The sequence below is a fragment of the Pseudomonas sp. ChxA genome, from assembly GCF_030263855.1.
GTDB classification, from domain to species: domain Bacteria; phylum Pseudomonadota; class Gammaproteobacteria; order Pseudomonadales; family Pseudomonadaceae; genus Aquipseudomonas; species Aquipseudomonas fluorescens_CB.
Window position 1 is genome coordinate 3,187,075 of record NZ_JARPMK010000001.1, and the last position, 25,406, is coordinate 3,212,480.

The 25,406-nt window shown below is 61.2% G+C and carries 19 protein-coding genes; 2 read left to right on the plus strand and 17 right to left on the minus strand.

The window, feature by feature from the left end; translation table 11 throughout:
- Positions 1 to 51: 51 nt before the first annotated feature.
- From P5706_RS14160 to P5706_RS14190, 7 genes are all read right to left on the minus strand, one after another.
- Positions 52 to 1,692 carry a BatD family protein gene (locus P5706_RS14160; protein ID WP_200434145.1) on the minus strand — a complete coding sequence of 547 codons (1,641 nt, stop codon included), beginning with the start codon at positions 1,690 to 1,692 and terminating at the stop codon, positions 52 to 54.
- Positions 1,689 to 3,428 (minus strand): tetratricopeptide repeat protein, encoded by a 1,740-nt coding sequence (locus P5706_RS14165; RefSeq protein WP_200434144.1) that lies wholly within the window; start codon positions 3,426 to 3,428, stop codon positions 1,689 to 1,691. Before P5706_RS14165 ends, P5706_RS14160 begins: the two co-directional genes overlap by 4 nt.
- The gene (locus P5706_RS14170; RefSeq protein WP_219267665.1) at positions 3,425 to 4,513 is read right to left on the minus strand and encodes a vWA domain-containing protein; all 1,089 of its coding nucleotides are present in this window, start codon (positions 4,511 to 4,513) and stop codon (positions 3,425 to 3,427) included. The genes P5706_RS14165 and P5706_RS14170 overlap by 4 nt, the downstream gene beginning before the upstream one ends.
- Positions 4,506 to 5,000 carry a DUF4381 domain-containing protein gene (locus P5706_RS14175; protein WP_285679609.1) on the minus strand — a complete coding sequence of 165 codons (495 nt, stop codon included), beginning with the start codon at positions 4,998 to 5,000 and terminating at the stop codon, positions 4,506 to 4,508. Before P5706_RS14175 ends, P5706_RS14170 begins: the two co-directional genes overlap by 8 nt.
- On the minus strand, positions 4,997 to 5,929 hold the full coding sequence (locus tag P5706_RS14180; protein ID WP_017136649.1) for a DUF58 domain-containing protein: 933 nt from the start codon (positions 5,927 to 5,929) through the stop codon (positions 4,997 to 4,999). The genes P5706_RS14175 and P5706_RS14180 overlap by 4 nt, the downstream gene beginning before the upstream one ends.
- A 5-nt stretch (positions 5,930 to 5,934) precedes the next feature.
- A complete protein-coding gene (locus P5706_RS14185; protein WP_003174327.1) occupies positions 5,935 to 6,894 on the minus strand; it encodes an AAA family ATPase in 960 nt (319 codons plus the stop codon).
- A 1,179-nt stretch (positions 6,895 to 8,073) separates the two neighbouring features.
- Entirely contained in the window at positions 8,074 to 8,427 is a 354-nt protein-coding gene (locus P5706_RS14190; RefSeq protein WP_285679610.1) for a hypothetical protein, read from the minus strand.
- A 481-nt stretch (positions 8,428 to 8,908) separates the two neighbouring features.
- Here P5706_RS14190 and P5706_RS14195 point away from each other — a divergent pair, with 481 nt between their 5' ends.
- Positions 8,909 to 13,777: an NAD-glutamate dehydrogenase gene (locus tag P5706_RS14195; RefSeq protein ID WP_200433395.1), complete on the plus strand. Its 4,869-nt coding sequence runs from the start codon at positions 8,909 to 8,911 to the stop codon at positions 13,775 to 13,777.
- 365 nt (positions 13,778 to 14,142) lie between these two features.
- On the opposite strand, the gene P5706_RS14200 is transcribed toward P5706_RS14195, so the two are convergent.
- From P5706_RS14200 to P5706_RS14215, 4 genes are all read right to left on the minus strand, one after another.
- A complete protein-coding gene (locus tag P5706_RS14200) occupies positions 14,143 to 14,751 on the minus strand; it encodes a hypothetical protein (protein ID WP_285679611.1) in 609 nt (202 codons plus the stop codon).
- Positions 14,752 to 14,903: 152 nt separating this feature from the next.
- Positions 14,904 to 15,608 (minus strand): GntR family transcriptional regulator, encoded by a 705-nt coding sequence (locus P5706_RS14205; protein ID WP_285679612.1) that lies wholly within the window; start codon positions 15,606 to 15,608, stop codon positions 14,904 to 14,906.
- A 17-nt stretch (positions 15,609 to 15,625) separates the two neighbouring features.
- Positions 15,626 to 16,327, minus strand: coding sequence for a FadR/GntR family transcriptional regulator (locus P5706_RS14210; protein WP_200433398.1), 702 nt, complete (start codon positions 16,325 to 16,327; stop codon positions 15,626 to 15,628).
- Positions 16,328 to 16,502: 175 nt separating this feature from the next.
- Positions 16,503 to 17,828, minus strand: coding sequence for a C4-dicarboxylate transporter DctA (locus P5706_RS14215; protein ID WP_200433441.1), 1,326 nt, complete (start codon positions 17,826 to 17,828; stop codon positions 16,503 to 16,505).
- A gap of 217 nt (positions 17,829 to 18,045) precedes the next feature.
- On the opposite strand from P5706_RS14215, the gene P5706_RS14220 reads away from it, so the two are divergent.
- Positions 18,046 to 18,675, plus strand: a complete 630-nt coding sequence (locus tag P5706_RS14220) for a DNA-3-methyladenine glycosylase I (protein ID WP_200433399.1) — start codon at positions 18,046 to 18,048, stop codon at positions 18,673 to 18,675.
- A gap of 270 nt (positions 18,676 to 18,945) precedes the next feature.
- Here P5706_RS14220 and P5706_RS14225 read toward each other — a convergent pair whose 3' ends face one another.
- The 6 genes from P5706_RS14225 to P5706_RS14250 all read right to left on the minus strand — a co-directional run bounded on the left by P5706_RS14225 (position 18,946) and on the right by P5706_RS14250 (position 25,284).
- Positions 18,946 to 19,713, minus strand: a complete 768-nt coding sequence (locus P5706_RS14225; RefSeq protein ID WP_056860254.1) for an SDR family oxidoreductase — start codon at positions 19,711 to 19,713, stop codon at positions 18,946 to 18,948.
- A 22-nt stretch (positions 19,714 to 19,735) separates the two neighbouring features.
- Entirely contained in the window at positions 19,736 to 20,803 is a 1,068-nt protein-coding gene (locus P5706_RS14230) for a phosphotransferase family protein (protein WP_285679614.1), read from the minus strand.
- A gap of 130 nt (positions 20,804 to 20,933) precedes the next feature.
- Positions 20,934 to 22,826, minus strand: a complete 1,893-nt coding sequence (locus P5706_RS14235; protein ID WP_285679615.1) for a pilus assembly protein TadG-related protein — start codon at positions 22,824 to 22,826, stop codon at positions 20,934 to 20,936.
- A gap of 91 nt (positions 22,827 to 22,917) precedes the next feature.
- Positions 22,918 to 23,868 carry a 2-hydroxyacid dehydrogenase gene (locus P5706_RS14240; protein ID WP_200433402.1) on the minus strand — a complete coding sequence of 317 codons (951 nt, stop codon included), beginning with the start codon at positions 23,866 to 23,868 and terminating at the stop codon, positions 22,918 to 22,920.
- Positions 23,869 to 23,963: 95 nt separating this feature from the next.
- Complete coding sequence (locus P5706_RS14245) at positions 23,964 to 24,488, minus strand: cysteine hydrolase family protein (protein WP_200433403.1); 525 nt, start codon at positions 24,486 to 24,488, stop codon at positions 23,964 to 23,966.
- Between the two features lie 226 nt (positions 24,489 to 24,714).
- Positions 24,715 to 25,284, minus strand: a complete 570-nt coding sequence (locus P5706_RS14250) for a TetR/AcrR family transcriptional regulator (RefSeq protein WP_200433404.1) — start codon at positions 25,282 to 25,284, stop codon at positions 24,715 to 24,717.
- Between the last annotated feature and the right edge of the window lie 122 nt (positions 25,285 to 25,406).

A 25,406-nucleotide genomic window follows, 5' to 3' on the forward strand; every position in this document is an offset into this window, starting at 1 on the left:
CCACACAAGCCAGCTCCCACCTGGGGTTTGTGCTGTCAGGTAGGTAGAGATTTACTTGGGATACAACGGCGGCAAGCTGGTGCTATCCGTCGCCGGGTCTTGCTCGCGCTCCACCATCGGGATGGCCTTGACCGCGCGCCACAGATCCTCACCCAGCCAATACTGGCCACTCTCGCTGTACAGTGCGCCGTTCAACCCATCCAAGGCATCCGACAACGGCACAAAACGGGCTGCCATATCCGCCAGGGTTTGCGGCTGTTGCCGCGCCCAGGCGTCCAGTGCCTGGCGCGTGGCTTGCGGGTCGTTGGCCTGGGTGGCGCGCTTGAGGTCGTCCAACAGCGAGCGCGGGCTCGGGCCGGTTTGTACGGCGCGTTGCACGGCAGGTTGGCGACGTGCGCGCCACCACAGGCCGAAACCCAACAGCGTGGTGCAGGCAAGTATCAAGGTGCTCAGTTGCCACAACCACAGCCGGTCATCGTCCGGTGCGGTAATGACTGTCGGCGTGGCGGGCGTGTCCACCACCAGGCTTGGGTTGGCCGCCACTTGCAGTGTGCGCGCGGGCAGGCTGGTGCGTTCCAGGTGATCTTCGTGGGTGTTCCACCACACCACTTCCACTGCGGGCATTTCCACGCTGCCGGCGCGGGTTGGCACCAGGGCTTCGCGGTCTTCACGGCTGCCGATCAGGCCACGGTCGCTGTTCTGGTTGGCGAGCACCGGTTGGTCCGGGTAACGGCGCAGGCCATTGATCTCGCTGGTGGGCAGTGCCGACAATTGGGCGCTGGACAGGCCCTCGGCCTTGACCGTGAGGCTACGGGTCAGGGAGTCGCCAACCTGAACGTGATCAGGCTCGGGGTTCCAGGCTTCGCTCAGGGTCAGGCTGCGGGCAGGCAGCCAGGCGGCGTCGGCGGGGTAGAACTCCGGCTTGGGTTTGACGGCGAGCGCGATGTCGGCCGAGCTTACGTGAATCAACTTGCCTGGTTTGGTGCCTTGCAGCGTGTTCTCTTGTGGCGGGCGTGATTCGACCAGGGTGGCGCTGAAGGTTTGCGCCGGTATCACCAAGGCACCGCTGTGCTGCGGGTAAATCGCATAACGGGTTTCGATCACGCCGTGGCGGATGCTGTTGATGACCTTTTCGTAAGTGCGTGACTCGCCTAATTGTTCAATGCGCGCATCGGGGATTTGCAACGGCGTGAGGCTGCTGTCGTCGTACAGCGACACCGAGTGGTACACGCGCACGGTCAACAGCGCCTGGGCCTGCACATACACACTGCGCTGGTCGAGGTTGGCCTCGATAAACACCGGGGCCAGTTCAGCACTGGTGTTCTGGCTGGCGGTTTCCAGCACTTGCAGGCTGATCGGCTGGGTCTTGAGCTCGCCCACTTGCAGCGGTGGAATCACCACGGTGCCGTTTTCCTTGGGCAGCAACGTGATGATCCAGCGCGTGGTGGCGTGGTTATCGCCGCCCAAGGTGGTGAGCTGGTTGATCTGGCGCGTGCCGCTGACTTCAAACTGCGCATCCAGGGGTGACAAGTCGGGTTTGCCGAACTGGGTGACGTCGCTGGACTCCACCGTCAACTCCACCGTTTCGCCGGAATTGACGCGGGCGCGGTCGACACTCGCCACCAGGTTAGCCGCCTGGGCGTGGCCTGCCGAGAGTGCAAGCAGGAGCAGAAGGGTGGTGCGGCGGCTCATCGAGTCTTGTCCTGATGTTGTTGCTGTTCGTACCAGAATTTACGCCGCAGCAACTCGCCGGGGTTGTCCGGGATCTGCTGCAGCCATTGCTCCAGCGCCTGACGGTGTTCGCCATCGATGCTCGCATCGGCGGGGCGCAAGGGCGGGGTGGTGGTGTGCTCGTCCCCTAGCTCGCTGCCCGGTACGTCGTTGCCGCCGGCTTTGGGGGTGGCGCCCGTCTGGTTATCGCCGGCACTGGCTTGGCCTTGGCCTTGGGGCGACTGCTCGCCGCTGTGGGTACTTTGCCCGCTGGCGCCCGGCTGCGCAGTTTGGCCGGGTTGGGTGGTTTCGTCATCCTCATTTTTGACCGGCTTGGCCGGCTCCGGCTGGGCTTTTTCCTGGATCAGGGCTTCGACCAGCGCTTTGTTTTTCAGCGCCGGTTGCAGGTCGGGCTGGGCTTCGAGCGCTTGTTCATAAGCGTCGATGGCGGCTTCAAGTTCGCCGGATTTGGCCAGGGCATTCCCGCGATTGTAGTGCGAATACGCGTCATTGCCCTGGGCAAAGCGCTTGATCGCCTCGGCGTAGTTGCCCGCCTCATAGAGTGCCACGCCTTGCCATTGCGGGTCTTCGAAGTGTTCGGCGGCCTCGCTCGGGCGTTGTTTCTTCAGCAGGTATTGGCCTTGCTGGTCGGGCCGCAGCCACAGGTCCTGGAGTTCAAAGGCATAGCTGGGCTGCGGCGCGCCCAACAGCAGCAACGGCAAGCAGAACAGCCAGCCACGGCGGCCCGCACACGCGGCGAGCAGCAGCAGGGGCAGCAGCAACCAGTAACCCTGGTCGGCCCAGGTATCGAGGTGCAGCAACTGACCGTCATTGCGCAGTTGTTGCGGGCCGTCGAGCAGGTTGAGCTGGCGCAGGTCTTTGTCGTCCAGGCGCGCGGCGCGGTAACGGCCGCCCATTTCACTGGCGAATGCCTTGAGCGTCGGGCTGTCGAGGCGCGGCACCAGGATGGCACCCTGGTCATCTTTGAGGAACTCGCCGCTTTCCTGGGTCACCGGCGTGCCTTCGCGGCTGCCGATGCCGAGGATCGACAGGCTCGGGGCCTGAGCGCCTTGCAACTGCAGGCGGATGCCCTGGCGTTCCTGTTTGGACAGCGACGAGCCCACCAGCAACAGCCGCCCCTGGCCGAGGCCGGCTTGCTTGAGCAGGCTCAGGGCTTTTTCTACCGCCAGGTCGGCGCGATGGCCGGGCTCGGGCATGATCGAGGGGCGCAGCGCTTCGAGCAGGTTGCGGCTGGTGGCCAGGTCGTCCGACAGCGGCACCAGCGTGTGCGCGCTGCCGGCATACACGACGATAGCGGTGGGCGCGTTGTCGCGTGCTTGCAGTAAGTCGTAGAGCTTGCGCCGCGCCTGCTCCAAACGATTGGGCGGGCTGTCGGTGGCGAGCATTTCCGGGGTCAGCTCCAACAGCACCACCACCGGGTCGGCCGGTTTTTGGCTGTTCTGTTCAACCCTTTGCCAACTGGGGCCAAGCAATGCCAGCACGGCCAGCAGCCAGGCGATGCCCAGCACCACCCAGGGCGATTTGCTCTCGCGGCCATTACCGCCGCTGAGCAGCACCGCATGAAACGCCGGCGGCAAAATCATCTGCCAACGCCCGGCGCGCTTTTGCCGGTGCCACAGCTGCCACAGCAGCCAGCCGAGCAGCGGCAGCAGCAACAACCACCCAGGGCGGAACCAGTGTGGCCACAGGTCGATCATCGACGCCTCCGCAAGCGCAGGCGTTTGAGGCGTTGGCGCCATTGCGGGTGCTGTTGCAGGAAAATGCCCTTGGTCGAGAGTTTATTGAAGGCGCGTTGCAAGGCGTTGTTGGGCCAGCGTTCCTGCACCACCAGCAACATGCTCAGGATCAACGCCAACGCCAGCGGCGCGCTATACAGCGCCTGGGCCGGGCGTGCCTGGGTCGGCTGTTGGGCGACGGGCTCAAGCTGGTCCAAGGTTTGTTTGATTTTTTGCAGCTCGTCGCCGTCGCGGGCGCGGAAGTAGCGGCCCCCGGTGGCGTCCGCGATGGCCTTCAAGGCCGGTTCATCCAGGTCCAGGCTCGGGTTGACGCCCAAGATGCCCAGCGAGCCGGTTTGCTCCGGGTCGGCGCCGATGCCGATCGGGTAGATTTTTACGCCTTCTTCGGCCGCCAGGCGCGCAGCGGTCAGCGGGTCGATCTGCCCGGCGTTGTTGGCGCCATCGGTAACCAGGATCAGTACGCGGCTTTGCGCCGGGCGCTGGCGCAGGCGTTTCAGGGCCAGGCCAATCGCATCGCCGATGGCGGTGTTTTTGCCGGCGATGCCGATACGGGCCTCATCCAGCCAAGTGCGCACAGTGCGCCGGTCGAAGGTCAGCGGTGCTTGCAGGTAAGCCTGGCTGCCAAACAGAATCAGGCCTACGCGGTCGCCTTCGCGGCTTTCCAGGAAGTCCCCAAGCAAATGCTGCACCAGGCTCAGGCGGCTGACGTCATCGTCCTGCCAGTGCATATCAGGGAAATCCATGGAGCCGGACACATCCACGGCCACCAGTAAATCACGGCCGCTGGCGGCAATCGGCAGCGGTTCGCCGAGCCATTCCGGGCGCGCTGCGGCGGTCAGCAGCAGCAGCCACAACACCACGAACGGCGCTTGCTGGCGCCAGCCGGGCAGGTTGACCCGCGCACGGCGGCGCGCCAGCCCTTCAAGGTCGGCCAGGTAGCTGACCTTCAGCGCGGGCTCGCCGCTGTCGGCCACTGGCAGAATGAAGCGCATCAACCACGGTAGAGGCAACAGAGCGAAGATCCACGGCCAGGCGAACTCAAACATGTTTGCGAATCCAGGTATCGACGGCTTGGGTCAGGCCAGCGATGGCCTTGTCGTCAAGTTTGCATTCGGGTTTGTAGGCGCCTTCGACCAACACCATCCAGCGCGTAAGGCCGGCGGCGGGGCAACGATTGTCGAGGAATGCCAGCCATTTGCGGCCGTTGAGGGTGTGGCTCTGGCTGTACGGGTAGTCGTTGCGGCACAAGCGCTTGAGCAGGCCATTGAGTTGTTGCAGCCAGGCACCGGCGGGTGCGCCGCCGTAGGGTTTGGGCATCAGCGCAAGTTCGGCCAGGGCGGCGATGCGCAGCGGGTCGAGCGGTTGTTCGGCGCGGGCCACGGGGCGGCGTGTGGGCAGGAACCGGCGCAACCACCACAGGCCCCAGCCCAACAGTGGAATCACCAGCAGCAACAACCACCAACCCGGCGCAGGCGGCCAGAACCCGATGGCCGGCGGGGCGATCAGTGGCTGCAGTTGGTCGAGGCTGCTCATTGCTTTTTAACCGGGCGTTGCGGGTTGAGGTATTCGCGCAATTGCTCGACCATCTCGCTTTGGGTGCTCAGGGGCATCAATAGAATGCGCAGCTTCTGTGCCAGCAATTCCCAACGCGCAATGCGTTCCTCAGCCTGGGCTTTATAGGCCTGGCGCAAATCGAAATTCAGCGTGTCCAGCTCCAATTGCGCGCCACGTTCGGCAAAACGCAGCAGCCCGGCGGCGGGCAGGGCATGGTCAAGCGGGTCGGAGATCGGCAACAACAACAGGTCGCAATGGCGTGACAGCAGGCTCAGCTGTTGTTCGGCACCTTCGGTCAAGGCGCGCTCATCGCAGATCACAATCACCAGGCTGCCCGGGCGCAGCACTTCACGACCCCGGCGCAGGGCCATGCCCAACGCGTCGGCTTCGGGGCGGCTTTCGGTATTCAAGCTCTGGTTGACGCGCACCAGACGGTTGAGCAGTTGCAGCAGGCTTTGCTTACTGCGCCGGGGCTTGATTTCGTAGTGCTCGCTGTCGCCGAACACCAAACCGCCGACGCGGTCGTTGTGCCCAAGCGCGGCCCAGCCGATCAAGCTGGCCGCTTGGGCGGCGAGCACCGATTTGAACATTTGCCCGGAGCCGAAAAACAGCCGGCAGCTTTGCTCCACCATGATGAAAATCGGTCGTTCACGTTCTTCATGGAACAGCTTGGTGTGCGGCTCCTGGGTGCGCGCCGTCACACGCCAGTCGATGGTGCGTACATCGTCGCCGGCCTGGTAGACGCGCACCTGGTCGAAGTCCACACCGCGGCCACGCAGCTTGGAGTGGTGCAGGCCAATCAGCGGGCTGCGCTGGCTCGGCGTGGAAAACAGCTGCACTTCGCGCACGCGGTGGCGCATCTCAATCAATTCGCTGAGCGTGACGCGGATTCCATCGCCGGCATTCATGGGGTTCAAGCGACGGCAACGACGTCGAGAATGCGTTGCACCACGCGGTCCTGGTCAATGCCGGCCGCTTCGGCCTCGAACGACAGGATGATGCGGTGACGCAGCACGTCGAACAGCACCGCCTGGATATCTTCCGGGCTCACAAAGTCGCGCCCGGCCAGCCAGGCATGCGCACGGGCACAGCGGTCGAGGGCGATGGAGCCGCGTGGGCTGGCGCCATAGGCGATCCACTCGGCCATTTCGGGGTCGAACTTGGCCGGGGTGCGTGTGGCCATGACCAGTTGCACCAGGTATTCCTCCACCGCATCGGCCATGTACAGGCCAAGGATTTCCTTGCGCGCCGCAAAGATGGCCTGTTGGCTTACACGCCGCTCGGGCTTGGTTTCGCCATTGAGCGCTTCGCCACGGGCTTGTTGCAGGATGCGTCGTTCGACGGCCGCGTCCGGGAAGCCGATCTTGACGTGCATCAGGAACCGGTCGAGCTGGGCTTCGGGCAGCGGGTAAGTGCCTTCCTGCTCGATGGGGTTTTGCGTGGCCATGACCAAAAACAGCGGCGACAGGTCATAGGTGCTGCGGCCCACACTGACCTGGCGCTCGGCCATGGCTTCGAGCAGCGCCGATTGCACCTTGGCCGGGGCGCGGTTGATTTCGTCCGCCAGCACCAGGTTGTGGAAGATGGGGCCTTGCTGGAATACGAAGCTGCCGGTTTCCGGGCGGTAGATCTCGGTGCCGGTGATGTCGGCGGGCAGCAGGTCGGGGGTGAACTGGATACGATGGAACTGCGCTTCAATGCCTTCGGCCAGCTCTTTGATGGCCTTGGTCTTGGCCAGGCCCGGTGCGCCTTCGACTAGCATATGGCCGTCGGCGAGCAGGGCGATCAGCAGGCGATCGATGAGTTTTTCCTGGCCGAGAATCTGCGTAGAAAGAAAGGTTCGCAGCGCAAGCAGCGCTTCACGATGTTCCATCGATGACGGTTCCTGGAGAGATGAGCCCCAACGTCGAGAAAATCCGCCGGGCCTGGGGTGTCTACTTTAAAGCATCGCGGGGTGTGGCGACTAACGGAGTGGTGGGTATTTTTAGCAAAACTTGTAGGATTTTTGTGTGCAGCGCACAAATTCCACTGGGGGGATGCTCGGCCCCTGTGGGAGCTGGCTTGCCTGCGATGGCGGTTTGTCGGTGTACATATCCGTTGCTGCGGTAACGGCTTCTATTGGTTCCGCTCTTACAGCGGGTCACTTTTGGCAAACGCCCCAAAAGTAACCAAAAGGTCTGTGCCCCACCCCTCGGCCCCTCGCTTAGGCTCGGTGTGCCCTCACTCCGGCTTGAATCCGTGGGCCGCCGCGATGGGCCATCCTTGGCCCAGCGCGGCTAACCCGGCGTCCTGCCGGGTTACCCACGGATTCAAGCCTGCGTTCGGCCATCGTGGTTAACGGGGCGTCTCAGATCAAAAGCAGATCAAGATCAAGATCTACAGCACGGCGGCCTGAAAGCCGACCTGAGTGGTTGAATCAAAAGCCAGATCAAGTGCAAGGCAAAAGCCTATCTGAATACACTGAAGAGCTGCTTTTCTGTGGGAGCTGGCTTGCCTGCGATGCAGACACCTCGGTACATCAGTTACACAGAGTTGATGCTATCGCAGGCAAGCCAGCTCCCACATTAGACCGAGCATGGCTCTGCTGTTGCTGTTGCTGTTGCTGTTGCTGTTGCTCTGGCCCTTACATCCTTTTCGATGACGAAGTCAGCGGTCTTTTGATCTGCGCTTTTGATCTTGATCTGAAATCGCCCCGTTAAACACGATGGCCGGAATCTGACAGGGATTTGGGGGGTAAACCGGCAGGGATGCCGGTTTAGCCGCGCTGGGCCAAGGATGGCCCATCGCGGCGGCCCCCCAAATCACTGGCGGATTGCGGGCATGCCGAGCCTAAGCGAGGCACCGAGTGTTGGGGCGAAGACTTTTTGGTTACTTTTGTGTCTTTACAAAAGTGACCCGCTGTAAGAGCGGAACCAATAGAAGCCGTTACCGCAGCAACGGATATGTACTCCCACCACCCCACTGCGGCGATGCGCGCACCTCGGTATCACTGTCAGATCGCGGTGATGCCATCGCAGGCAAGCCAGCTCCCACATTTGAGCTTTGTAACAGCCTAAATTCGGGTAAAAGTACCGGTGCCCTTGAGGATGTTCTGCAAGGTTTCTTCTACTTCAGCCAAATCCGATACGGCGGTGGTATGGGTGATCTCCAAACAGTCCTTGCTGCCCAGCGCATCGGCGTCGCCCGCCGCCAGTTCAATCACCAGGGTGGTGTCGCTCAAGGTGACTTTCAGCCCATCCAGGGTCGACGGCTCATAGTCCCAGGTCAGCTCAACCTCATCTTCGTCCGGGTAACGGCTGAGCATGAACATCTCGCCATTTTTGCCGTGGCAGCAAAGCATGGCCATGTTGTCTTCTTCGTCGTCGCAGGGTGTGGCCATCAGTGCATCGGTGTTCATTTGCAGCATGGGAAATCCTGTAGGGGGGAGAGCGCAGCGAGGCAATTGTGCCATTGCGGCGAATTTTGTGCTGCATTCTGTGTCAGACCCAGAGCATGACCTGACGGGCAATACCAGTCATTTTTGATACTCGAAAGGTTGAAAGTAGCCGGTTTTTCCTCGGAAAAATCCGGGTTGCCCAAGTCGCAACCCCAAGCCTGCGTACCGATGACCGAATATGTCGCAGCGTCGCAAGCAGCTGTCTTCCTACACTCGTTAAGCTGCGCAACGGATGTGCCCTGTGCCGGGAGCCTGACCTGCCCGTCGTACCGTCGCCTGGCGTGGCGTACATCTTATGGAAGTTGTATGTGACCTCATTGTCTTGTCCAGCTTCACCCACCTGTCACCTCGATTCGTTATATGGTTAGCGACGAACAGAGCTGACGGTCTCCCCGCAAGGGGATAACACGCGACGCTTCCATCAATAACAAGCCCAAGCGGAGTACCACAGATGGCGTTCTTCACCGCAGCCAGCAAGTCCGACTTCCAGCATCAACTGCAAGCGGCACTGGCGCAGCACATCAGTGAACAGGCACTGCCACAAGTGGCGCTGTTCGCTGAGCAATTTTTCGGCATTATTTCCCTGGACGAACTGACCCAGCGTCGCCTTTCCGACCTGGCCGGTTGCACCCTGTCTGCCTGGCGCCTGCTTGAGCGCTTTGACCATACCCAACCGCAAGTGCGGGTCTACAACCCCGATTACGAACGTCATGGCTGGCAGTCGACCCACACCGCAGTCGAAGTGCTGCACCATGACCTGCCCTTTTTGGTCGACTCGGTACGTACCGAGCTGAACCGCCGTGGCTACAGCATCCACACCCTGCAAACCACCGTGCTCAGCGTGCGTCGCGGCAAAAAAGGCGAGTTGCTGGAAATCCTGCCAAAAGGCACCCAGGGCGAAGGCATCCAGCAAGAATCGCTGATGTACCTGGAAATCGACCGTTGCGCGAATGCCGCCGAACTCAACGTGCTGAGCAAAGAGCTTGAGCAAGTGTTGGGCGAAGTGCGCGTGGCCGTGGCCGACTTCGAGCCGATGAAAGCCAAGGTCCAGGACCTGCTGGCCGGTATCGACGCGAGCCAGTTCAGCATCGACGGCGAAGAAAAAGCCGAGATCAAGAGCTTCCTGGAATGGCTGGTGGGCAACCACTTCACCTTCCTTGGCTATGAAGAGTTTGTGGTACGTGACGAGGCGGACGGCGGTCATATCGAATATGACACCGGCTCCTTCCTCGGTCTGACCAAATTGCTGCGTGCCGGCCTCACCGCCGAAGACACGCGCATCGAAGACTATGCCGTGGCCTACCTGCGTGAACCGACCGTACTGTCGTTCGCCAAGGCCGCGCACCCAAGCCGCGTACACCGCCCGGCTTACCCGGACTACGTGTCGATCCGTGAGATCAGCGCCGACGGCAAGGTCATCAAGGAACACCGTTTCATGGGCCTGTACACCTCGTCGGTGTACGGCGAAAGCGTGCGTGTTATCCCTTACATCCGCCGTAAAGTCGCGGAAATCGAGCGTCGCTCGGGCTTCCAGGCCAAGGCGCACTTGGGCAAAGAGCTGGCCCAGGTGGTTGAAGTCTTGCCGCGTGATGACCTGTTCCAGACCCCGGTCGACGAGCTGTTCAACACCGTGATGTCGATCGTGCAGATCCAGGAGCGCAACAAGATCCGCGTGTTCCTGCGCAAAGACCCGTACGGCCGTTTCTGCTACTGCCTGGCCTACGTGCCGCGCGATATCTATTCCACCGAAGTGCGCCAGAAGATCCAGCAAGTGCTGATGGATCGCCTGAAAGCCTCGGACTGCGAGTTCTGGACCTTCTTCTCCGAGTCCGTACTGGCCCGTGTGCAGCTGATTCTGCGGGTGGACCCGAAGAACCGCCTGGACATCGACCCGGTTCAACTGGAAAAAGAAGTGGTGCAGGCCTGCCGCAGCTGGCAGGACGACTACGCCAGCCTGGTGGTGGAAAGCTTCGGCGAAGCGCAGGGCACCAACGTGCTGGCAGACTTCCCGAAAGGTTTCCCGGCAGGTTACCGCGAGCGTTTTGCCGCGCATTCGGCTGTGGTCGATATGCAGCACCTCAACAGCCTGACCGAAGCCAACCCGTTGGTCATGAGCTTCTACCAGCCGCTGGGCCAGGTCTCCGGCCAGCGTGAGCTGCATTGCAAGCTCTACCACGCCGACACGCCACTGGCGCTGTCCGACGTGCTGCCGATCCTGGAAAACCTTGGCCTGCGCGTGCTGGGTGAGTTCCCGTACCGCCTGCGTCACGCCAATGGCCGTGAGTTCTGGATCCATGATTTTGCCTTCATCGCTGCCGAAGGCGTGAACCTGGACATCCAGCAGCTCAACGACACGCTGCAAGACGCGTTCGTGCACATCGTGCATGGTGATGCCGAAAACGATGCGTTCAACCGCCTGGTACTTACCGCCGGCCTGCCTTGGCGCGACGTGGCGCTGCTGCGTGCTTACGCCCGTTACCTCAAGCAGATCCGCCTGGGCTTCGACCTGGGTTACATCGCCAGCACCCTGAACAACCACACCGACATCGCGCGTGAGTTGACCCGGTTGTTCAAGACCCGCTTCTACCTGGCGCGCAAGCTCACCGCTGACGACCTGGAAGACAAGCAGCAACGCCTGGAACAAGCTATTCTTACGGCCCTGGATGATGTTCAGGTGCTTAACGAAGACCGCATCCTGCGTCGCTACCTGGACCTGATCAAGGCCACCCTGCGTACCAACTTCTACCAGACCGACGCCAACGGCCAGAACAAGTCGTACTTCAGCTTCAAGTTCGACCCGCGTGCGATTCCTGAGCTGCCCAAGCCGGTGCCGAAATTTGAAATCTTCGTGTACTCGCCGCGCGTTGAAGGCGTCCACCTGCGCTTTGGTAACGTTGCGCGTGGCGGCCTGCGCTGGTCCGACCGTGAAGAAGACTTCCGTACCGAAGTGCTCGGCCTGGTAAAAGCCCAGCAAGTGAAGAACTCGGTGATCGTGCCGGTGGGCGCCAAAGGCGGCTTCCTGCCGCGTCGCCTGCCGTTGGGCGGCACCCGCGACGAGATCGCGGCCGAGGGCATCGCCTGCTACCGCATCTTCATTTCGGGCCTGTTGGACATTACCGACAACCTCAAGGACGGCGCTCTGGTGCCACCGGTCAACGTCGTGCGCCATGACGACGATGATCCGTACCTGGTGGTTGCGGCGGACAAGGGCACTGCGACCTTCTCCGACATCGCCAACGGCATTGCCATCGACTACGGCTTCTGGCTGGGCGATGCGTTCGCTTCCGGTGGTTCGGCCGGTTACGACCACAAGAAAATGGGCATCACCGCCAAGGGCGCGTGGGTGGGTGTGCAGCGTCACTTCCGTGAGCGCGGCATCAACGTGCAGGAAGACAGCATCACCGTGGTGGGCGTCGGCGATATGGCCGGTGACGTGTTCGGTAACGGCTTGCTGATGTCCGACAAGCTGCAACTGGTCGCGGCCTTCAACCACCTGCATATCTTTATCGATCCGAACCCGAACCCGGCGACCAGCTTTGTCGAACGTCAGCGCATGTTCGAGCTGCCGCGTTCGGCCTGGACCGACTACGACACCAGCATCATGTCCGAAGGCGGTGGGATCTTCTCGCGCAGTGCCAAAAGCATCGCCATTTCGCCCCAGATGAAAGAACGCTTCGACATCTCGGCCGACAAGCTGACCCCGACCGAACTGCTCAACGCCTTGCTCAAGGCGCCGGTGGACCTGTTGTGGAACGGCGGTATCGGTACTTACGTCAAGGCCAGTACCGAAAGCCACGCCGATGTAGGCGACAAGGCCAACGACGCGCTGCGCGTGAATGGCAACGAGCTGCGCTGCAAGGTGGTGGGCGAGGGCGGTAACCTCGGCATGACCCAATTGGGCCGTGTGGAATTCGGCCTCAATGGCGGCGGCTCCAACACCGACTTCATCGACAACGCCGGTGGTGTGGATTGCTCCGACCACGAAGTGAACATCAAGATCCTGCTCAACGAAGTGGTGCAGGCCGGTGACATGACCGACAAGCAGCGCAACCAGTTGCTGGCGAGCATGACCGACGAAGTCGGCAACCTGGTGTTGGGCAACAACTACAAGCAGACCCAGGCTCTGTCCCTGGCCGCGCGCAAGGCTTACGAGCGTGCCGCTGAGTACAAGCGCCTGATGAGCGACCTGGAAGGCCGTGGCAAGCTGGACCGCGCCATCGAGTACCTGCCGACCGAAGAACAGCTTGTCGAGCGTGCCTCCACTGGTAAGGGCCTGACCCGTCCTGAGCTGTCGGTGTTGATCTCCTACAGCAAGATCGACCTCAAGGAAGCCCTGCTCAAGTCGCTGGTGCCGGACGACGACTACCTGACCCGGGACATGGAGACCGCGTTCCCACCGAGCCTGGTCGCCAAGTTCGGCGAAGCCATGCGTCGTCACCGTCTCAAGCGCGAAATCGTCAGCACCCAGATCGCCAACGACCTGGTCAACCACATGGGCATCACCTTCGTTCAGCGACTCAAAGAGTCGACCGGCATGAGCCCGGCGAACGTGGCGGGCGCTTATGTGATCGTGCGTGACATCTTCCACCTCCCGCACTGGTTCCGTCAGATCGAAGCCCTGGACCACCAGGTGTCCGCTGACGTGCAACTGGAGCTGATGGATGAGCTGATGCGCCTGGGCCGTCGTGCCACGCGCTGGTTCCTGCGCAGCCGTCGCAACGAGCAGGACGCTGGTCGTGACACCGCGCACTTCGGTCCGCACCTGGCGGCGTTGGGCCTCAAGCTCGACGAACTGCTGGAAGGCCCGACCCGCGAAGGCTGGCAGAACCGCTACCAGGCCTACACCGAAGCCGGCGTACCGGAGTTGTTGGCACGCATGGTTGCAGGCACTACCCACCTGTACACCTTGCTGCCGATCATCGAAGCCGCAGACGTGACCGGGCATGACGCCGCCGAAGTGGCCAAGGCCTACTTCGCCGTCGGCAGCGCGCTGGACCTGCCGTGGTACCTGCAGCAGATCAGCGATCTGCCGGTGGCCAACAACTGGCAGGCCCAGGCTCGCGAAGCGTTCCGCGACGACGTGGACTGGCAGCAACGGGCGATCACCATTTCGGTTCTGCAAATGGCCGATGCGCCACAAGACATGGAGGCCCGCGTGGCGCTATGGCTTGAGCAGCACCAGGACATGGCCGATCGCTGGCGCGCAATGATGGTGGAAATCCGTGCAGCGGTAGGCACGGACTACGCCATGTATGCGGTCGCCAACCGTGAGTTGCTCGACCTGGCGTTGAGCGGTCAGTCGGTGCTGCAACCGGCTTGATCCCTCGGTAAAACAAAAAGCCCCCGCATCGTGAGATGCGGGGGCTTTTTGTTGGAACACCCTTCACCAAACACCACAAACCCAATGTGGGAGCTGGCTTGCCTGCGATAGCGGTCTTTGAGTGAAAAGAGGGCTGGCTGACCCACCGCCATCGCAGACAAGCCATAATGCCTGCCAGTCAAGAGCTAGAACTGACAACCAGTAACCTGTGGCGAGGGAGCTTGCTCCCGCTGGGGCGCGGAGCGGCCCCAAAAATGGGACTGCTACGCAGTCCAGCGGGAGCAAGCTCCCTCGCCACAATTACCGGCTATGTCTTAGCTGACTGGCATAAGGCAAGCCAGCTCCCACACTGTGTCCAGGCGCTCTCACGCGCCGACCTTTCCCAGGCACGGCTGAATAACTTTTTTCAACCCATTGTTGTTTGCCGGCAATGTAAAGGTTGCCGTCAGCGGCTTGCCGCCTGCCAGGGCAGGGGCCAACAAAAGTTTCAACGTCTGGCCCCGTGAGGCATCACTGGCCCAGTAGGCCAGTTCATCGCGCGGCACCTGGGTGCTGAGCGCAAAGACCGCGCCTATCTGGAAAACCCCGGCGTACGTCCAAACGCCATTGACTGCCAACTCGATGGCCGTGCGGGTTCCCGTCGTCATACGCAAAGGCCCTTGGGTGCTGGCGTCTTTGCCATGAAATGGCTCAATGTCGAAGCCCAGCGGTTCCGGGGTTATTTGCAGCGCCAGCCAGGCCGTTGGGTTTTGCGGGTGGCAGCTGATTTGCAGGCTGGCCTTGGTGTGGAAATCGTTATAAGTGCTGTCACCAAAAGTCCGTGCGGTGGTCAACATCGGGCTGTCGACGTCGGGCCGCTCAAGCAGCCACACGGGGTGCCCAGGAGTGATGATTGCCTCTTCACCGGCGTGTGCATACGCAGTGAGCAATGGGATAAAAAGGGCGGCGAGCAAGGTAAAGGTGAGAGGTCGCATAGAAGTATTCATTCGTATGTAGGACTTTCTGTTAGGAATGAATGCATTCTGCTGCTTCGCGAGCGCTGGAAATGTAGGGCGTTTCCCAAGCGAGTTGTCAGTGTGTGCCTTGTTTACCCCTCAACACCGACAATGGGCTGTACTCGCCAGCGCTACTCAAGCGCAGTGAGGGTATGACGACTAAGCAGTTTGGCTTCCAGGTGATCCAGATGCCGCGTCATCAGGCTTGTCGCGCTGTGCACGTCGCGTTGCTCGACCGCATCCACAATCGCAAGATGCTCCTGCCACGCGCAGTACGTGCAGGCTTTCGCTTCATATTGCGCAATGATCAACGACGTCAACGGCACCAAACTGTTGAGGAACTGTGCCAATGGCGCGTTGCGTGCCATTGCAGCCAGTTGCAGGTGGAATTCCCCGGACAGGCGAATCGCCGGGCCGCGTTGATCGCGCTCGATGCACTCGCGTTCACGCGCGATCAGCTCGCGCAGTTGGCGAACGTGCGCAGGCGTGGCCTGTACGCAAGCCAGTTGTACCACCGTCAGCTCCGTGAGCCGCCGTGCTTCGAGAATCTGCCGCGTCTGCTGCGCATCCGGTGCCGCCACCTGGGCGCGCTGGTTGGGGCGCAGGATGATCACTTGCTGATGGGACAGCTTGGCCAATACCCGGCGGATCACGCTGCGGCTAACGCCAAAGGTTTCGCCCAGGCTCTCTTCGGTAAACCGGCTGGCCGGGGCGATGCGTTGTTCGAGGATGGCGTCGAACAGGCGTGGGTAGATGTCATCCACCGAAGGTTTTTTGCCGCCAACCAGGCGCAGGGCAGGGAGGACGGCATTGCGTTGCAGGGCGTGGGCGCTCATGGCCAGTCTCCAAAAAATCAGCTGCCCAGATGGTCATCCGGGATATTCAAACGAATGCCCATGCGCAAACCTTCCTGGAGGATGTGCCGGCGCATTTCGGCGCTGGCCAGGGCGCTGTTCTTGTTGCGGATCGCGCGCACCACCGCCTCGTTTTCCTGCAGGCGTTCGGCCAGGTGTTCAGGCGAATTGCGCAATACCTGGGCGCTTTGCTTGAGGGCGTTGCTGGTTTGCTGCACCACGTTCTGGAAGATCGGGTTGGAAGTCAGCGCGAACAACTCTTCATGAAAGCCGATGTAAGCGTTCATGCCCGCTTCGGCGTCACCGGCATCCAGGGCTTCGCGCATGTCCATCAAGGTCAGGCGCAGTTGGCCGACTTCCTTGCTACTGATGGACTGGGCCACCAGGCCGACAATGAAAGGTTCGAGGGTGTAGCGCAGTTGCAGGATATCTTCGAGGCTGGCGTCGGCCACCGCGTCGCTGGCGTGCGGCTCACTGACGCTGGTTTCCAGTACGACCACACCTTTGCCGGGCATCGAACGCACCAGGCCGAGGGTTTCCAGCACGATCACGGCTTCGCGCAGGCTCGGGCGGCTGATGCCCATCTGCTCGGCCAGTTCACGCTGCCCGGGGAGCATGTCGCCCTGGCGCCACTGGCCCCGCTTGAGTGCGGCGCGCAGTTTTTCTACGACTGAGTTGACGACGGTTGAAGTGCTGATCACGTCTACGTCTCCTTGGATGTTGCCAATAGGGTCGCGATTCCATGTGGGAGCTGGCTTGTCGGGTCGCCGCATCGCTGCGATGACTGACTGCCAGCCAACATCTCTATGGCTGACCCACCGCTATCGCAGCGATGCGGCGACCCGACAAGCCAGCTCCCACAGTTGGATCGTGTTGCTAGAACTCCTGATGCGCCGGCAGTACCGGCTTTTTGGCCTGGAAGGCATACCCTTGCTGGCCATCGAGCACCTTATTGGCGCGCTCGATATCAATATCTTTTTCCCAACGGGCGATGGCCACGGTGGCCACGCAGTTGCCGATCAGGTTAGTCAGCGCGCGGCCAATGCCCATGAACCAATCCACCGCCAGCACCAGCACCAGGCCCACCACCGGAATCGCCGGGATCGCGGTCAGTGTGGCCGCCAAAATCACCAGCGCCGAACCTGGAATGCCGTGGGCACCTTTGGAGGTGATCAACGACACCAGCAGGATGGTCAGCAAATCAGTCATCGACAGCGGTGTGCCGGTGGCATTGGCGATAAACACAATGGCCAGGGTCAGGTAGATCGAGAAACCGTCGAGGTTGAACGAATAACCGGTCGGAATCACCAGGCCGACGGTGGAGCTGCCAATGCCCAGGTGCTCGAGTTTACGCATGATCTGCGGCAACACCGCGTCGGAGGAGGCAGTGCCCATCACGATCAGCAGCTCTTCGCGCAGGTACTTGAGCAACGGCAACATGCGCAGGCCCGACAAGCGCATCACCAGGCCCAGCACCAGCCCGACAAAGGCAAAGCAGGTCAGGTAGAACAAGCCCACCAGGCTGCCCAGGTGTTGCAGAGAATCGAGGCCGTAGGTGCTGGTGGTGAAGGCAATGGCGCCGAATACGCCAATTGGCGCCAGGCGCACGATCATGCCCATGATGCGAAAGATCACGTGGCTAAGCTCGTTGATCAGCCGTGAGATACCGGAAGCGGCTTCGCCCACCAGGTTGAGCGCGCTGCCGAACAGCACCGAAAACAGCAGCACTTGCAGCACATTGTTGTCGGCAAAGGCACCGATTACTGAATTGGGAATCAGGTCCATCAGGAACTGGCTGGTGCCGCGTATGTGCTGGCCCTTGTCGGCCAGCTCATTGAGGCCGGCGGACGACAGCTGCTCCAAGTGAATATTGGCGCCTTGGCCGATACCGGTGCTGAAGGCCATGATCAGGCCGATCACCAGGGCGACGGTGGTCAGCACTTCAAAGTAGATCACTGATTTCAAGCCGATGCGCCCGACTTTCTTCAAGTCGCCGGCACCGGAAATACCGCTGACCACCACGCAGAATACGATCAGGCCAATCAGCATTTTGATCAGCTTGATAAAGCCGTCACCCAGGGGTTTGAGTTGCGAGGAGAATTCGGGAAGGGCCAGGCCGCAAATTATGCCGAGCATCAGGCCAATCACGACTTGCAGGAAAATCGAACGCGAGCACCATCTGAGCATGGGAGGGATCTCTATTCGGTGCCCTGGTGGTTCCAGGGCTTAATTGTTGTGGTCTTACCGGTAAGTCCAGTGCGCGGCCAGTCTACGCTGGGTTTTTTTCAAATCACAAGTAAATATTCGACGGTTGGCAGGTCCCGGTCTGACCAGTTGGTCGGTAAGGGTGATGCTTGAGCGGTTAGCAGGCGGGAATTTTTTTCGCTTATCATCCGCGCCTTGATTGGCGAGGTGATGCATGGATAAACCGGGACTGACCACCGACGCAGCCGGGCAGACGCACTGCACCTGGCGTACCGCCGCCGCCGAATACCCGCGTTACCACGATGCCGAGTGGGGCGTGCCGGTCGCAGACGATATCCAGTTGTACGAGAAGATTTGCCTGGAAGGTTTTCAGGCAGGCATGGCGTGGATCACCATTTTGCGCAAGCGCGAGCAGTTTCGGGCGGCGTTCGAAGGGTTTGATTTTCGCCGTGTGGCCCACTACACCGAGGCTGATATCGAGCGGCTGATGAACGACCCAGGCATCGTGCGTAACCGCGCGAAGATTGTCTCGACCATCAACAACGCGCGCAGGGCTTGTGAGTTGGTGGACCAGACCGGTTCGCTGGCACGCTGGTTGTGGGCGTTTGAACCCACGCCAGAGGAACGCCCGGCGGTGGTGGACATGGCTTATTGGACCGGTAACCCGACGTCACCGGCGTCGGTGCGTTTGTCCAAAGCCTTGAAAAAGCGCGGCTGGACCTTTGTTGGCCCAACCACGATGTACGCGCTGATGCAGGCGATGGGGATGGTCAATGATCACCTTGAGGGCTGTGTGTGCCGACCGCGCATAGAGGCGCTACGGCAAGAGTTTAAGCGTCCTTGAGTGTGTGGCGAGAGAACTAGCTCCCGCTGGATTGCGAGCGGTTAGGCGATTTTTTAGGGGCGCTTCGCACCCCAGCGCAAGCAAGCTTGCTCGCCACAGTAAGCTTGCTGGTTACAGTAAGCTTGTTGGTTACAGTAAGCTTGTTGGTCACAGTAGGCTTGCTGGTTACAGTAAGCTTGCTGGTCACGGTAGGCTTGCAGGTCACAGTAAGCTTGCTGCCCCACAGTAAGCTTGCTCCCACAGGGGGGTTGCGGTGCCTGCAAGGTCGGGTCAGGACAGGAAGCCACCGTCCACATTCAGTGACACACCGGTGGTGTAGCTGGACGCGTCACTGGCCAGGAACAGCACCGCACCGGCCATCTCGCTCGGGTCGGCCACGCGCTTGAGTGGGATCTGCGCCAGGGCCATCTTCAGGATCGAGTCGTTCTTGACCAGCGCCGAGGCGAACTTGGTGTCGGTCAGGCCCGGCAGCAGGGCGTTGCAACGGATGCCGAACGCCGCGCACTCCTTGGCAAACACCTTGGTCATGTTGATCACGGCGGCCTTGGTCACCGAGTAGATGCCCTGGAATACACCGGGGGAGATGCCGTTGATCGAGGCCACGTTGATGATGCTGCCGCCGCCGTTGTCGCGCATCAGCTTGCCGGCCTCCACGGACATGAAGAAGTAGCCGCGAATGTTCACGTCAACGGTCTTCTGGAACGCACCCAGGTCGGTGTCCAGCACGTTGCAGAATTGCGGGTTGGTCGCGGCATTGTTGACCAGGATATCCAGGCGTCCGAACTGCTCACGGATGCCGGCGAACACCTGGGTAATCTGTTCCATTTCGCCAATATGGCAGGCCACGGCGGTGGCTTTGCCGCCGGCGGCGATGATCGCGTCGGCCACGTGCTGGCAGCCTTCGAGCTTGCGGCTGGAAACGATCACGTGCGCACCTTGCTGGGCCAGGAGCTTGGCGATGGCTTCACCAATGCCACGGCTGGCGCCGGAAACAAATGCGATCTTGCCGTCGAGGTCGAACAGATGGGTCTTGGACATGCTGGGTTCCTTGCTCTTGTAGTCAGAGGGCTGATTTAGCGATGACATTCAGGCTCATTTGCTCCAGCAGCTTGTTCATATGGATGAACTGCGCAAAGCGTTTGTCCTGGGTCTGGCCGTGGAAAAAGCGGTAGTAGATCTGCTGCACAATGCCGGCCAGGCGGAACAGGCCGTAGGTGTAGTAAAAGTCGAAATTATCGATCTGGATGCCCGCACGTTCGGCGTAGTAATCCACAAACTGGCGGCGCGTGAGCATGCCGGGCGCGTTGCTCGGCTGGCGCCGCATCAGTTGCACGGGCGCAGGGTCGGCGGCTTCGATCCAGTAGGCGAGGGTGTTGCCCAGGTCCATCAGCGGGTCGCCCAACGTGGTGAGTTCCCAGTCCAGCACGCCGATGATCTGCATCGGGTTGTGCGGGTCGAGGATCACGTTGTCGAAGCGGTAGTCGTTGTGCACGATGCTGGAAGTCGGGTGGTCGGCCGGCATCTTGTCGTTAAGCCACGCGCGCACCTTTTCCCAGCTGGGCGCGTCGGGTGTCAGGGCTTTTTCGTAGCGGTCGCTCCAACCGCGGATCTGGCGTGCTACATAACCTTCGGGCTTGCCCAGGTCGGCCAGGCCGCAGGCGGCGTAATCGACTTGGTGCAACTCGACGAATTTGTCGATAAAGCTTTTGCACAGCGCCTCGGTCTTGGCCGCGTCCAGGCCCAATTCGGCCGGCAGGTCGGAGCGCAGTATGATGCCGTTGACGCGCTCCATCACATAGAATTCGGCGCCGATCACCGACTCATCAAGGCAGTGCACATAGGCTTTGGGGCAATACGGGAAGCCGTCCTTGAGCTGGTTGAGAATGCGGTATTCGCGGCCCATGTCGTGGGCGGACTTGGCTTTATGGCCAAACGGCGGGCGGCGCAGCACGAATTCCTGGCCGGGGTATTCCAGCAGGTAAGTCAGGTTGGATGCGCCACCGGGGAACTGGCTGATCTTGACCGTGCCGGCAAGGCCCGGAATATGCGCCTTGAGGTAGGGATCGATGAGGCTGGCATCAAGTTCTTCGCCGGGGCGAATCTGGGTCGATTGGTCGTTAAGCGCCATGCTTATCCCTTCTGCTTATTCTAAAGGCCTTGGACTATTGGCTAATCTAATGCGCACCGCCGCCCAGCGACAAGGTCGGGGCGGCTTAATAGGTTAGCGTGTTGGACGATGATCAGCGGGCCTGATGTGCTCAAATCACCAGCATGGCCCGGCCACCGGGGTTGCACGACAGGTTGGCACCGATTTCGACTTTTGCCAGGTCGATGCCCAGGCCGGCGAGCAAGTTGTTGACGATAGGGTCCAGCAGCGGACCGAGCAGCCCGGCAATCAAGCCGCCCAGGGTGGTGAGCAAGCCGTTGACCACGCCCGTGACCAGGCCCAACACGGCGCCCAACAGGCTGGCCATTTTGGGCGGGTGGTTGATCAGTTGAATGCCGTTGAGTGTTTCCTTGAGACTGCTGACCGCGTTCGAGCTGGCGAATGCGTAATAGAGCGGTTGCTGGTTGATCGCGGGCGGCTCGGTGTAGGTGTGCGCACGCTGGGTTTTCAGCACGTCACTGTCGATTCGGATGCCCAGGCCACCCGCCGCAAAGGCCTGCCTGTCGCCACACACGCCGGTGCCGCGCTTGCAGGTTTTAGTGCCGATATCCACCACCGGGTACTCGTCTACCTTGAGCTTTTCTGTGGACGAGTAAAGATTCTTGGGGTCAACCTGGCCAATCATCGCGCGCAATGCCGAGGTTTCGCCGAGTACCGACAACGACTTTTTGCCGCTGTCGCAACTGTAGCCAGTGACCATGGCGCTGCCGCCAGCGGCTTCCAGGGCGATGTCGAGGGTGTCGCCGATTTGCAGGCTGGCAACCAGGCAACAATTGGGGTCGAGCAAGCCAAACAGGCCGCCCAGCAGGTCACTGAGCGCTTGCACCGTGCCCCCCAGCAGGTTGTTGACTAGCGTGACGATCGGCAGTTTGATCGAGATCAAGGTGCGCACCTGAGCGGTGCGCACATAGATGGGCTGCTTGGCGATATCTTTGGGGTTGCCGATGCTGGAGACCTGCCCGGGCTCGATCACTTTGGTCGACACGGTCACGCCGAGCAGGCCCAGTACATCCACCGGCAGCTCCACAGCGACCGCGCTGGCCTTGTTCGACAGCTGCACAAAACCCTGAATCAGGTTGAACAGTTGCAGGTTCACGTCCAGCGCACTTTTGTCGGTGCCGTTCTGGATATTGATCAGGTCGCCCAGGTGCAGGATCTGCGTGCCCGGCGCAATCAGCTTGATGGCTTCCAGGTTGTTGATCACCACTTTGACCGCATCACCGCCCAGCTTGAGCACATCGATGGCCGCCTGGATCAATTGGCCGACGGTGGCATCGGTCTTGAGCAGTTGGTCGTAGTTACCGGCGCTGACTTTCAATTGGATGGCCAGTGCATCCAGGTACTTGAGCAAGCTGATATCGGTATTGAGCAGCCCATTCCAGCCGACTGCGTCCAACTGCAACTTGCCGCCCAGCAGGCCGCCGATCAAGGCGTTGAGGGCGACAGACTTGGTGCTGTCCACCGTTAACAAGGTGCTGCGAACCGTGAGTTGGGCAACCGTTGGGGTGGGTGCGGCGGCGACGGCGGTGGCGCTGAGCAGTGTTGTCAGGTTGACCGGCTGGCCCGAGAGCAGCGTGAGCAAGCCATGGGCCAGGCTGGTGTGCACGCGATGGGTGGCAATCACCCGGATGGCATCGGTTTTGCTCGGGTCGGGGCTGAACGTGCGCATAAAATCCGCGCCGGTGGCCAGGGTGCCGCAGGCGGTCGCCAGCGTGCGATTGTCGTCAAGGCTAAAGTTGTTGCGCGCCGCGCTTTCGGTCGCAAATTGCGCGGCATTGTTAGCGGGCGCCGCGCATGTGCCGCTGCGGCTCACCGCTTCCAGCGCAGCCGTATCGGCCACACGCTGCAATTTGCGCTTCTCCAGGTACAGGCGACCGCTGTCGACCACCAGCAGCAGAAACAGCAGCGCAATACCCAGGGTTACCGCGCCTATCAGGCCGATGGCGCCGCGTTGGCGGGCCGGGCCGAATCCATGGCCAATCATTGTGCGTTCCTTCGCCGGTCCAGCACCGACGTCCTGAGCATCCCCGCAAGCAGTGTAGTCAGGGTTTTGCGTCGGCGCTGGCTAATCGCTACTAGTTGCGCGGCGGCAGGGTAACCGGTGTCAGCACTGGGCGGCCGGCAAAGTATTCCACCAGGTTATCGGCCACGCGTTGCACGGTGTCATGGGCCGCTTCCGGCGACAGGCCGGCGACATGGGAGGTGAGCACGGTATTACTCAGGCGCTTGAGGGCGTCGGGCACTTTCGGTTCATCGTCGAACACATCCAGCGCGGCGCCGCCAATCCGTCGTTGCTCCAGCGCAGCCACCAGGTCGGCCGTCACCACCACGCTGCCGCGTCCGATGTTGACCAGGTAACCGTTCGGCCCCAAGGCGTCCAAGGCATGGCGATCAATCAAGTGGCGGGTGCTGGCACCGCCGGGCGTGGCCAGGATCAGGAAGTCCGAGGTGCGCGCAAGCTCTACGGCGGTTGCGCAGTAGGTGTAGTCCACATCATCGCGAGGCTGGCGGTTGTGGTAACTCACCTCCATGCCAAAGCCGAGGGCGGCACGCCTGGCAATCTCCATGCCCACTGCGCCGAGGCCAAGGATGCCCAGTTGCTTGCCGCCCAGGGACGGGCGCATCACTTTCGGCCATTCACCGCGCCGCACTGCCGCATCGGTCTGGGGAATGCCGCGCACCAGTGACAGCAGCAAGGCCATGGCATGGTCCGCCACTGACGGCGCATTCACGCCGGCGCCGTTGGTGACCACGATCCCGCGATTGCTCGCTGCCTGCAGGTCCACGTGCTCATAGCCGGCGCCGATTACACAGATGATTTCCAGCAGCGGCAGCGCGGCGATTTCCTCGGCATACAGCCCCAGCGGGCCACGGGTGAGTACCGCCTTGATCTGCGCGCCATGGGCCTTGATCGCTTGGGCACGTTCGGCCGGTGTGGGTGCCAGAATCACATGAAAGTCATTGCTCTCGATGATTTGCAGGTATTCGTTGATGGTTTCAACCAGGACCAGAACAGTGGTGGACATCGGAAGGCTCTTCCTGAAGGGTTTGATAGAAGGAGTATGCGGGATTTGTAAGACGTAACGATTTGTTCAATCAGAAAAATCCCGCACAGCCGCTGCTAGAACTCAATATCCTGCGCTTTCACCCGCTTTACGAATGCCCCCGCCAAGGTCGCATTGTGATGCTCGATGATCGCCTTGGCCGACAACGTCGGCGTGTCCATGCAGGTATGGCCGTCCTCGGGCAGTACCACCGAAAACCCAAGCTCCACCGCCACTCGGCACGTGGTGTCGATGCAAAACTGGGTTTTCATGCCGACCACCACTAATTCATCGACCTGCGCCGCTGCCAGTTGTTGCGCCAACTCAGTGCCCAGGAAGCAACTGGGGCGGGTTTTATTGAACAGGTGGTCGCGGGCCTCGTCCACGTCGAGGCCGTGCCACAGTTGCCAGAGTGGGCTGCCAGCTGCAATCGGCGACCCCGTCGGGCCAGTGTGGCGAGCGACAAAGAGGGGCGCGTTGGCCTTGCGGGCGCGCTGGATAAGCTGGTTGATGGTGCCCAGCACGCGCTCGCGCTCGAAGGGCTGTTCCGGCCCGTCGTATAAACCGGTTTGCATATCGATGATCAACAGGGCATTTGCCATGGTCTTGCTCCTTGCAGTGGCCAGCGGGCGGGGCAATAAAAAGGCCCCGTCCATTGCTGGCGGGGCCTTGGGGTGTTCTGGGGGGCTTTAGCTTACGCACCCACAGCCACCGCACGACCCGCCATAAGCGGTCGTGGTGGTGGTACGGGTGAGGCAGCGCTGAATGAGGTGCATGGCCCGATCATGCTGGGGCGGGCGTGTGGCTGTCAACGGCGCTTTCCGACTTTCACGCTGGCAGCAGAGTGTTTCTTGCCGCTTCGAGGAATTCATCTGACAAGCTGCTGCCGCGCGTCGCACGGGCGAGCGTGACGGCACCAATCATCATTGCGTACTTGGCGAGCATCGCCTGACGGTCTTCGTCCTGAAGCTGTGCAAAAACCTGCAGTGACTGTTCAACACCCTCAATAAAGGTGTGTTGCAACGCCGTGTCAGCGGGCTCATGGCACATGTCCGGGGTGAAGGCCGAAATGGGGCAGCCGTCGCCAGGGTTGTCACGGTGGTGGGTGGAAAAATACGGGCGCAGGATGGCTTCACGGGCGGCGCGCACATCATCACTGCGGCTGATTTTTTCCTGCCAGCCCAGGTTCGATTGCTCGAACGCCTTTTGGCACGCCTCCGTCGCCAATGCTTCCTTGGACGCGAAGTGCCCATAGAAACCGCCGTGGGTCAGGCCGGCTGCGGCCATTACGTCCGACAGGCTGATGCCGTGCAACCCGCGCTCACGAAACAGATGCGTGGCAGCCTCTACGATGATTTCGCGGTTCAGTTCGGCTTGTTTGCGGGAGACGCGAGGCATGGAAGGGTTCTCGGGATGTAGGCGGATACTGTCTGGAAAGTACAGTAACGGAGCCGATTCGAAAATAGATTTGTTGTGGAATGTATTCTCCGCGCGATGCCGCAGCTTCCTCAAGCGGCAGC

Bases quoted from the DNA above. Each gene is read 5' to 3' on its own strand.
- P5706_RS14250 (WP_200433404.1), bottom strand. From the start codon at position 25,284: ATGCCTCGCGTCTCCCGCAAACAAGCCGAACTGAACCGCGAAATCATC.
- P5706_RS14165 (WP_200434144.1), bottom strand. From the start codon at position 3,428: ATGATCGACCTGTGGCCACACTGGTTCCGCCCTGGGTGGTTGTTGCTG.
- P5706_RS14190 (WP_285679610.1), bottom strand. From the start codon at position 8,427: ATGCTGCAAATGAACACCGATGCACTGATGGCCACACCCTGCGACGAC.
- P5706_RS14225 (WP_056860254.1), bottom strand. From the start codon at position 19,713: ATGTCCAAGACCCATCTGTTCGACCTCGACGGCAAGATCGCATTTGTT.
- P5706_RS14175 (WP_285679609.1), bottom strand. From the start codon at position 5,000: ATGAGCAGCCTCGACCAACTGCAGCCACTGATCGCCCCGCCGGCCATC.
- P5706_RS14185 (WP_003174327.1), bottom strand. From the start codon at position 6,894: ATGGAACATCGTGAAGCGCTGCTTGCGCTGCGAACCTTTCTTTCTACG.
- P5706_RS14245 (WP_200433403.1), bottom strand. From the start codon at position 24,488: ATGGCAAATGCCCTGTTGATCATCGATATGCAAACCGGTTTATACGAC.
- P5706_RS14180 (WP_017136649.1), bottom strand. From the start codon at position 5,929: ATGAATGCCGGCGATGGAATCCGCGTCACGCTCAGCGAATTGATTGAG.
- P5706_RS14230 (WP_285679614.1), bottom strand. From the start codon at position 20,803: ATGGCGCTTAACGACCAATCGACCCAGATTCGCCCCGGCGAAGAACTT.
- P5706_RS14170 (WP_219267665.1), bottom strand. From the start codon at position 4,513: ATGTTTGAGTTCGCCTGGCCGTGGATCTTCGCTCTGTTGCCTCTACCG.
- P5706_RS14160 (WP_200434145.1), bottom strand. From the start codon at position 1,692: ATGAGCCGCCGCACCACCCTTCTGCTCCTGCTTGCACTCTCGGCAGGC.
- P5706_RS14220 (WP_200433399.1), top strand. From the start codon at position 18,046: ATGGATAAACCGGGACTGACCACCGACGCAGCCGGGCAGACGCACTGC.
- P5706_RS14235 (WP_285679615.1), bottom strand. From the start codon at position 22,826: ATGATTGGCCATGGATTCGGCCCGGCCCGCCAACGCGGCGCCATCGGC.
- P5706_RS14195 (WP_200433395.1), top strand. From the start codon at position 8,909: ATGGCGTTCTTCACCGCAGCCAGCAAGTCCGACTTCCAGCATCAACTG.
- P5706_RS14240 (WP_200433402.1), bottom strand. From the start codon at position 23,868: ATGTCCACCACTGTTCTGGTCCTGGTTGAAACCATCAACGAATACCTG.
- P5706_RS14205 (WP_285679612.1), bottom strand. From the start codon at position 15,608: ATGAGCGCCCACGCCCTGCAACGCAATGCCGTCCTCCCTGCCCTGCGC.
- P5706_RS14200 (WP_285679611.1), bottom strand. From the start codon at position 14,751: ATGCGACCTCTCACCTTTACCTTGCTCGCCGCCCTTTTTATCCCATTG.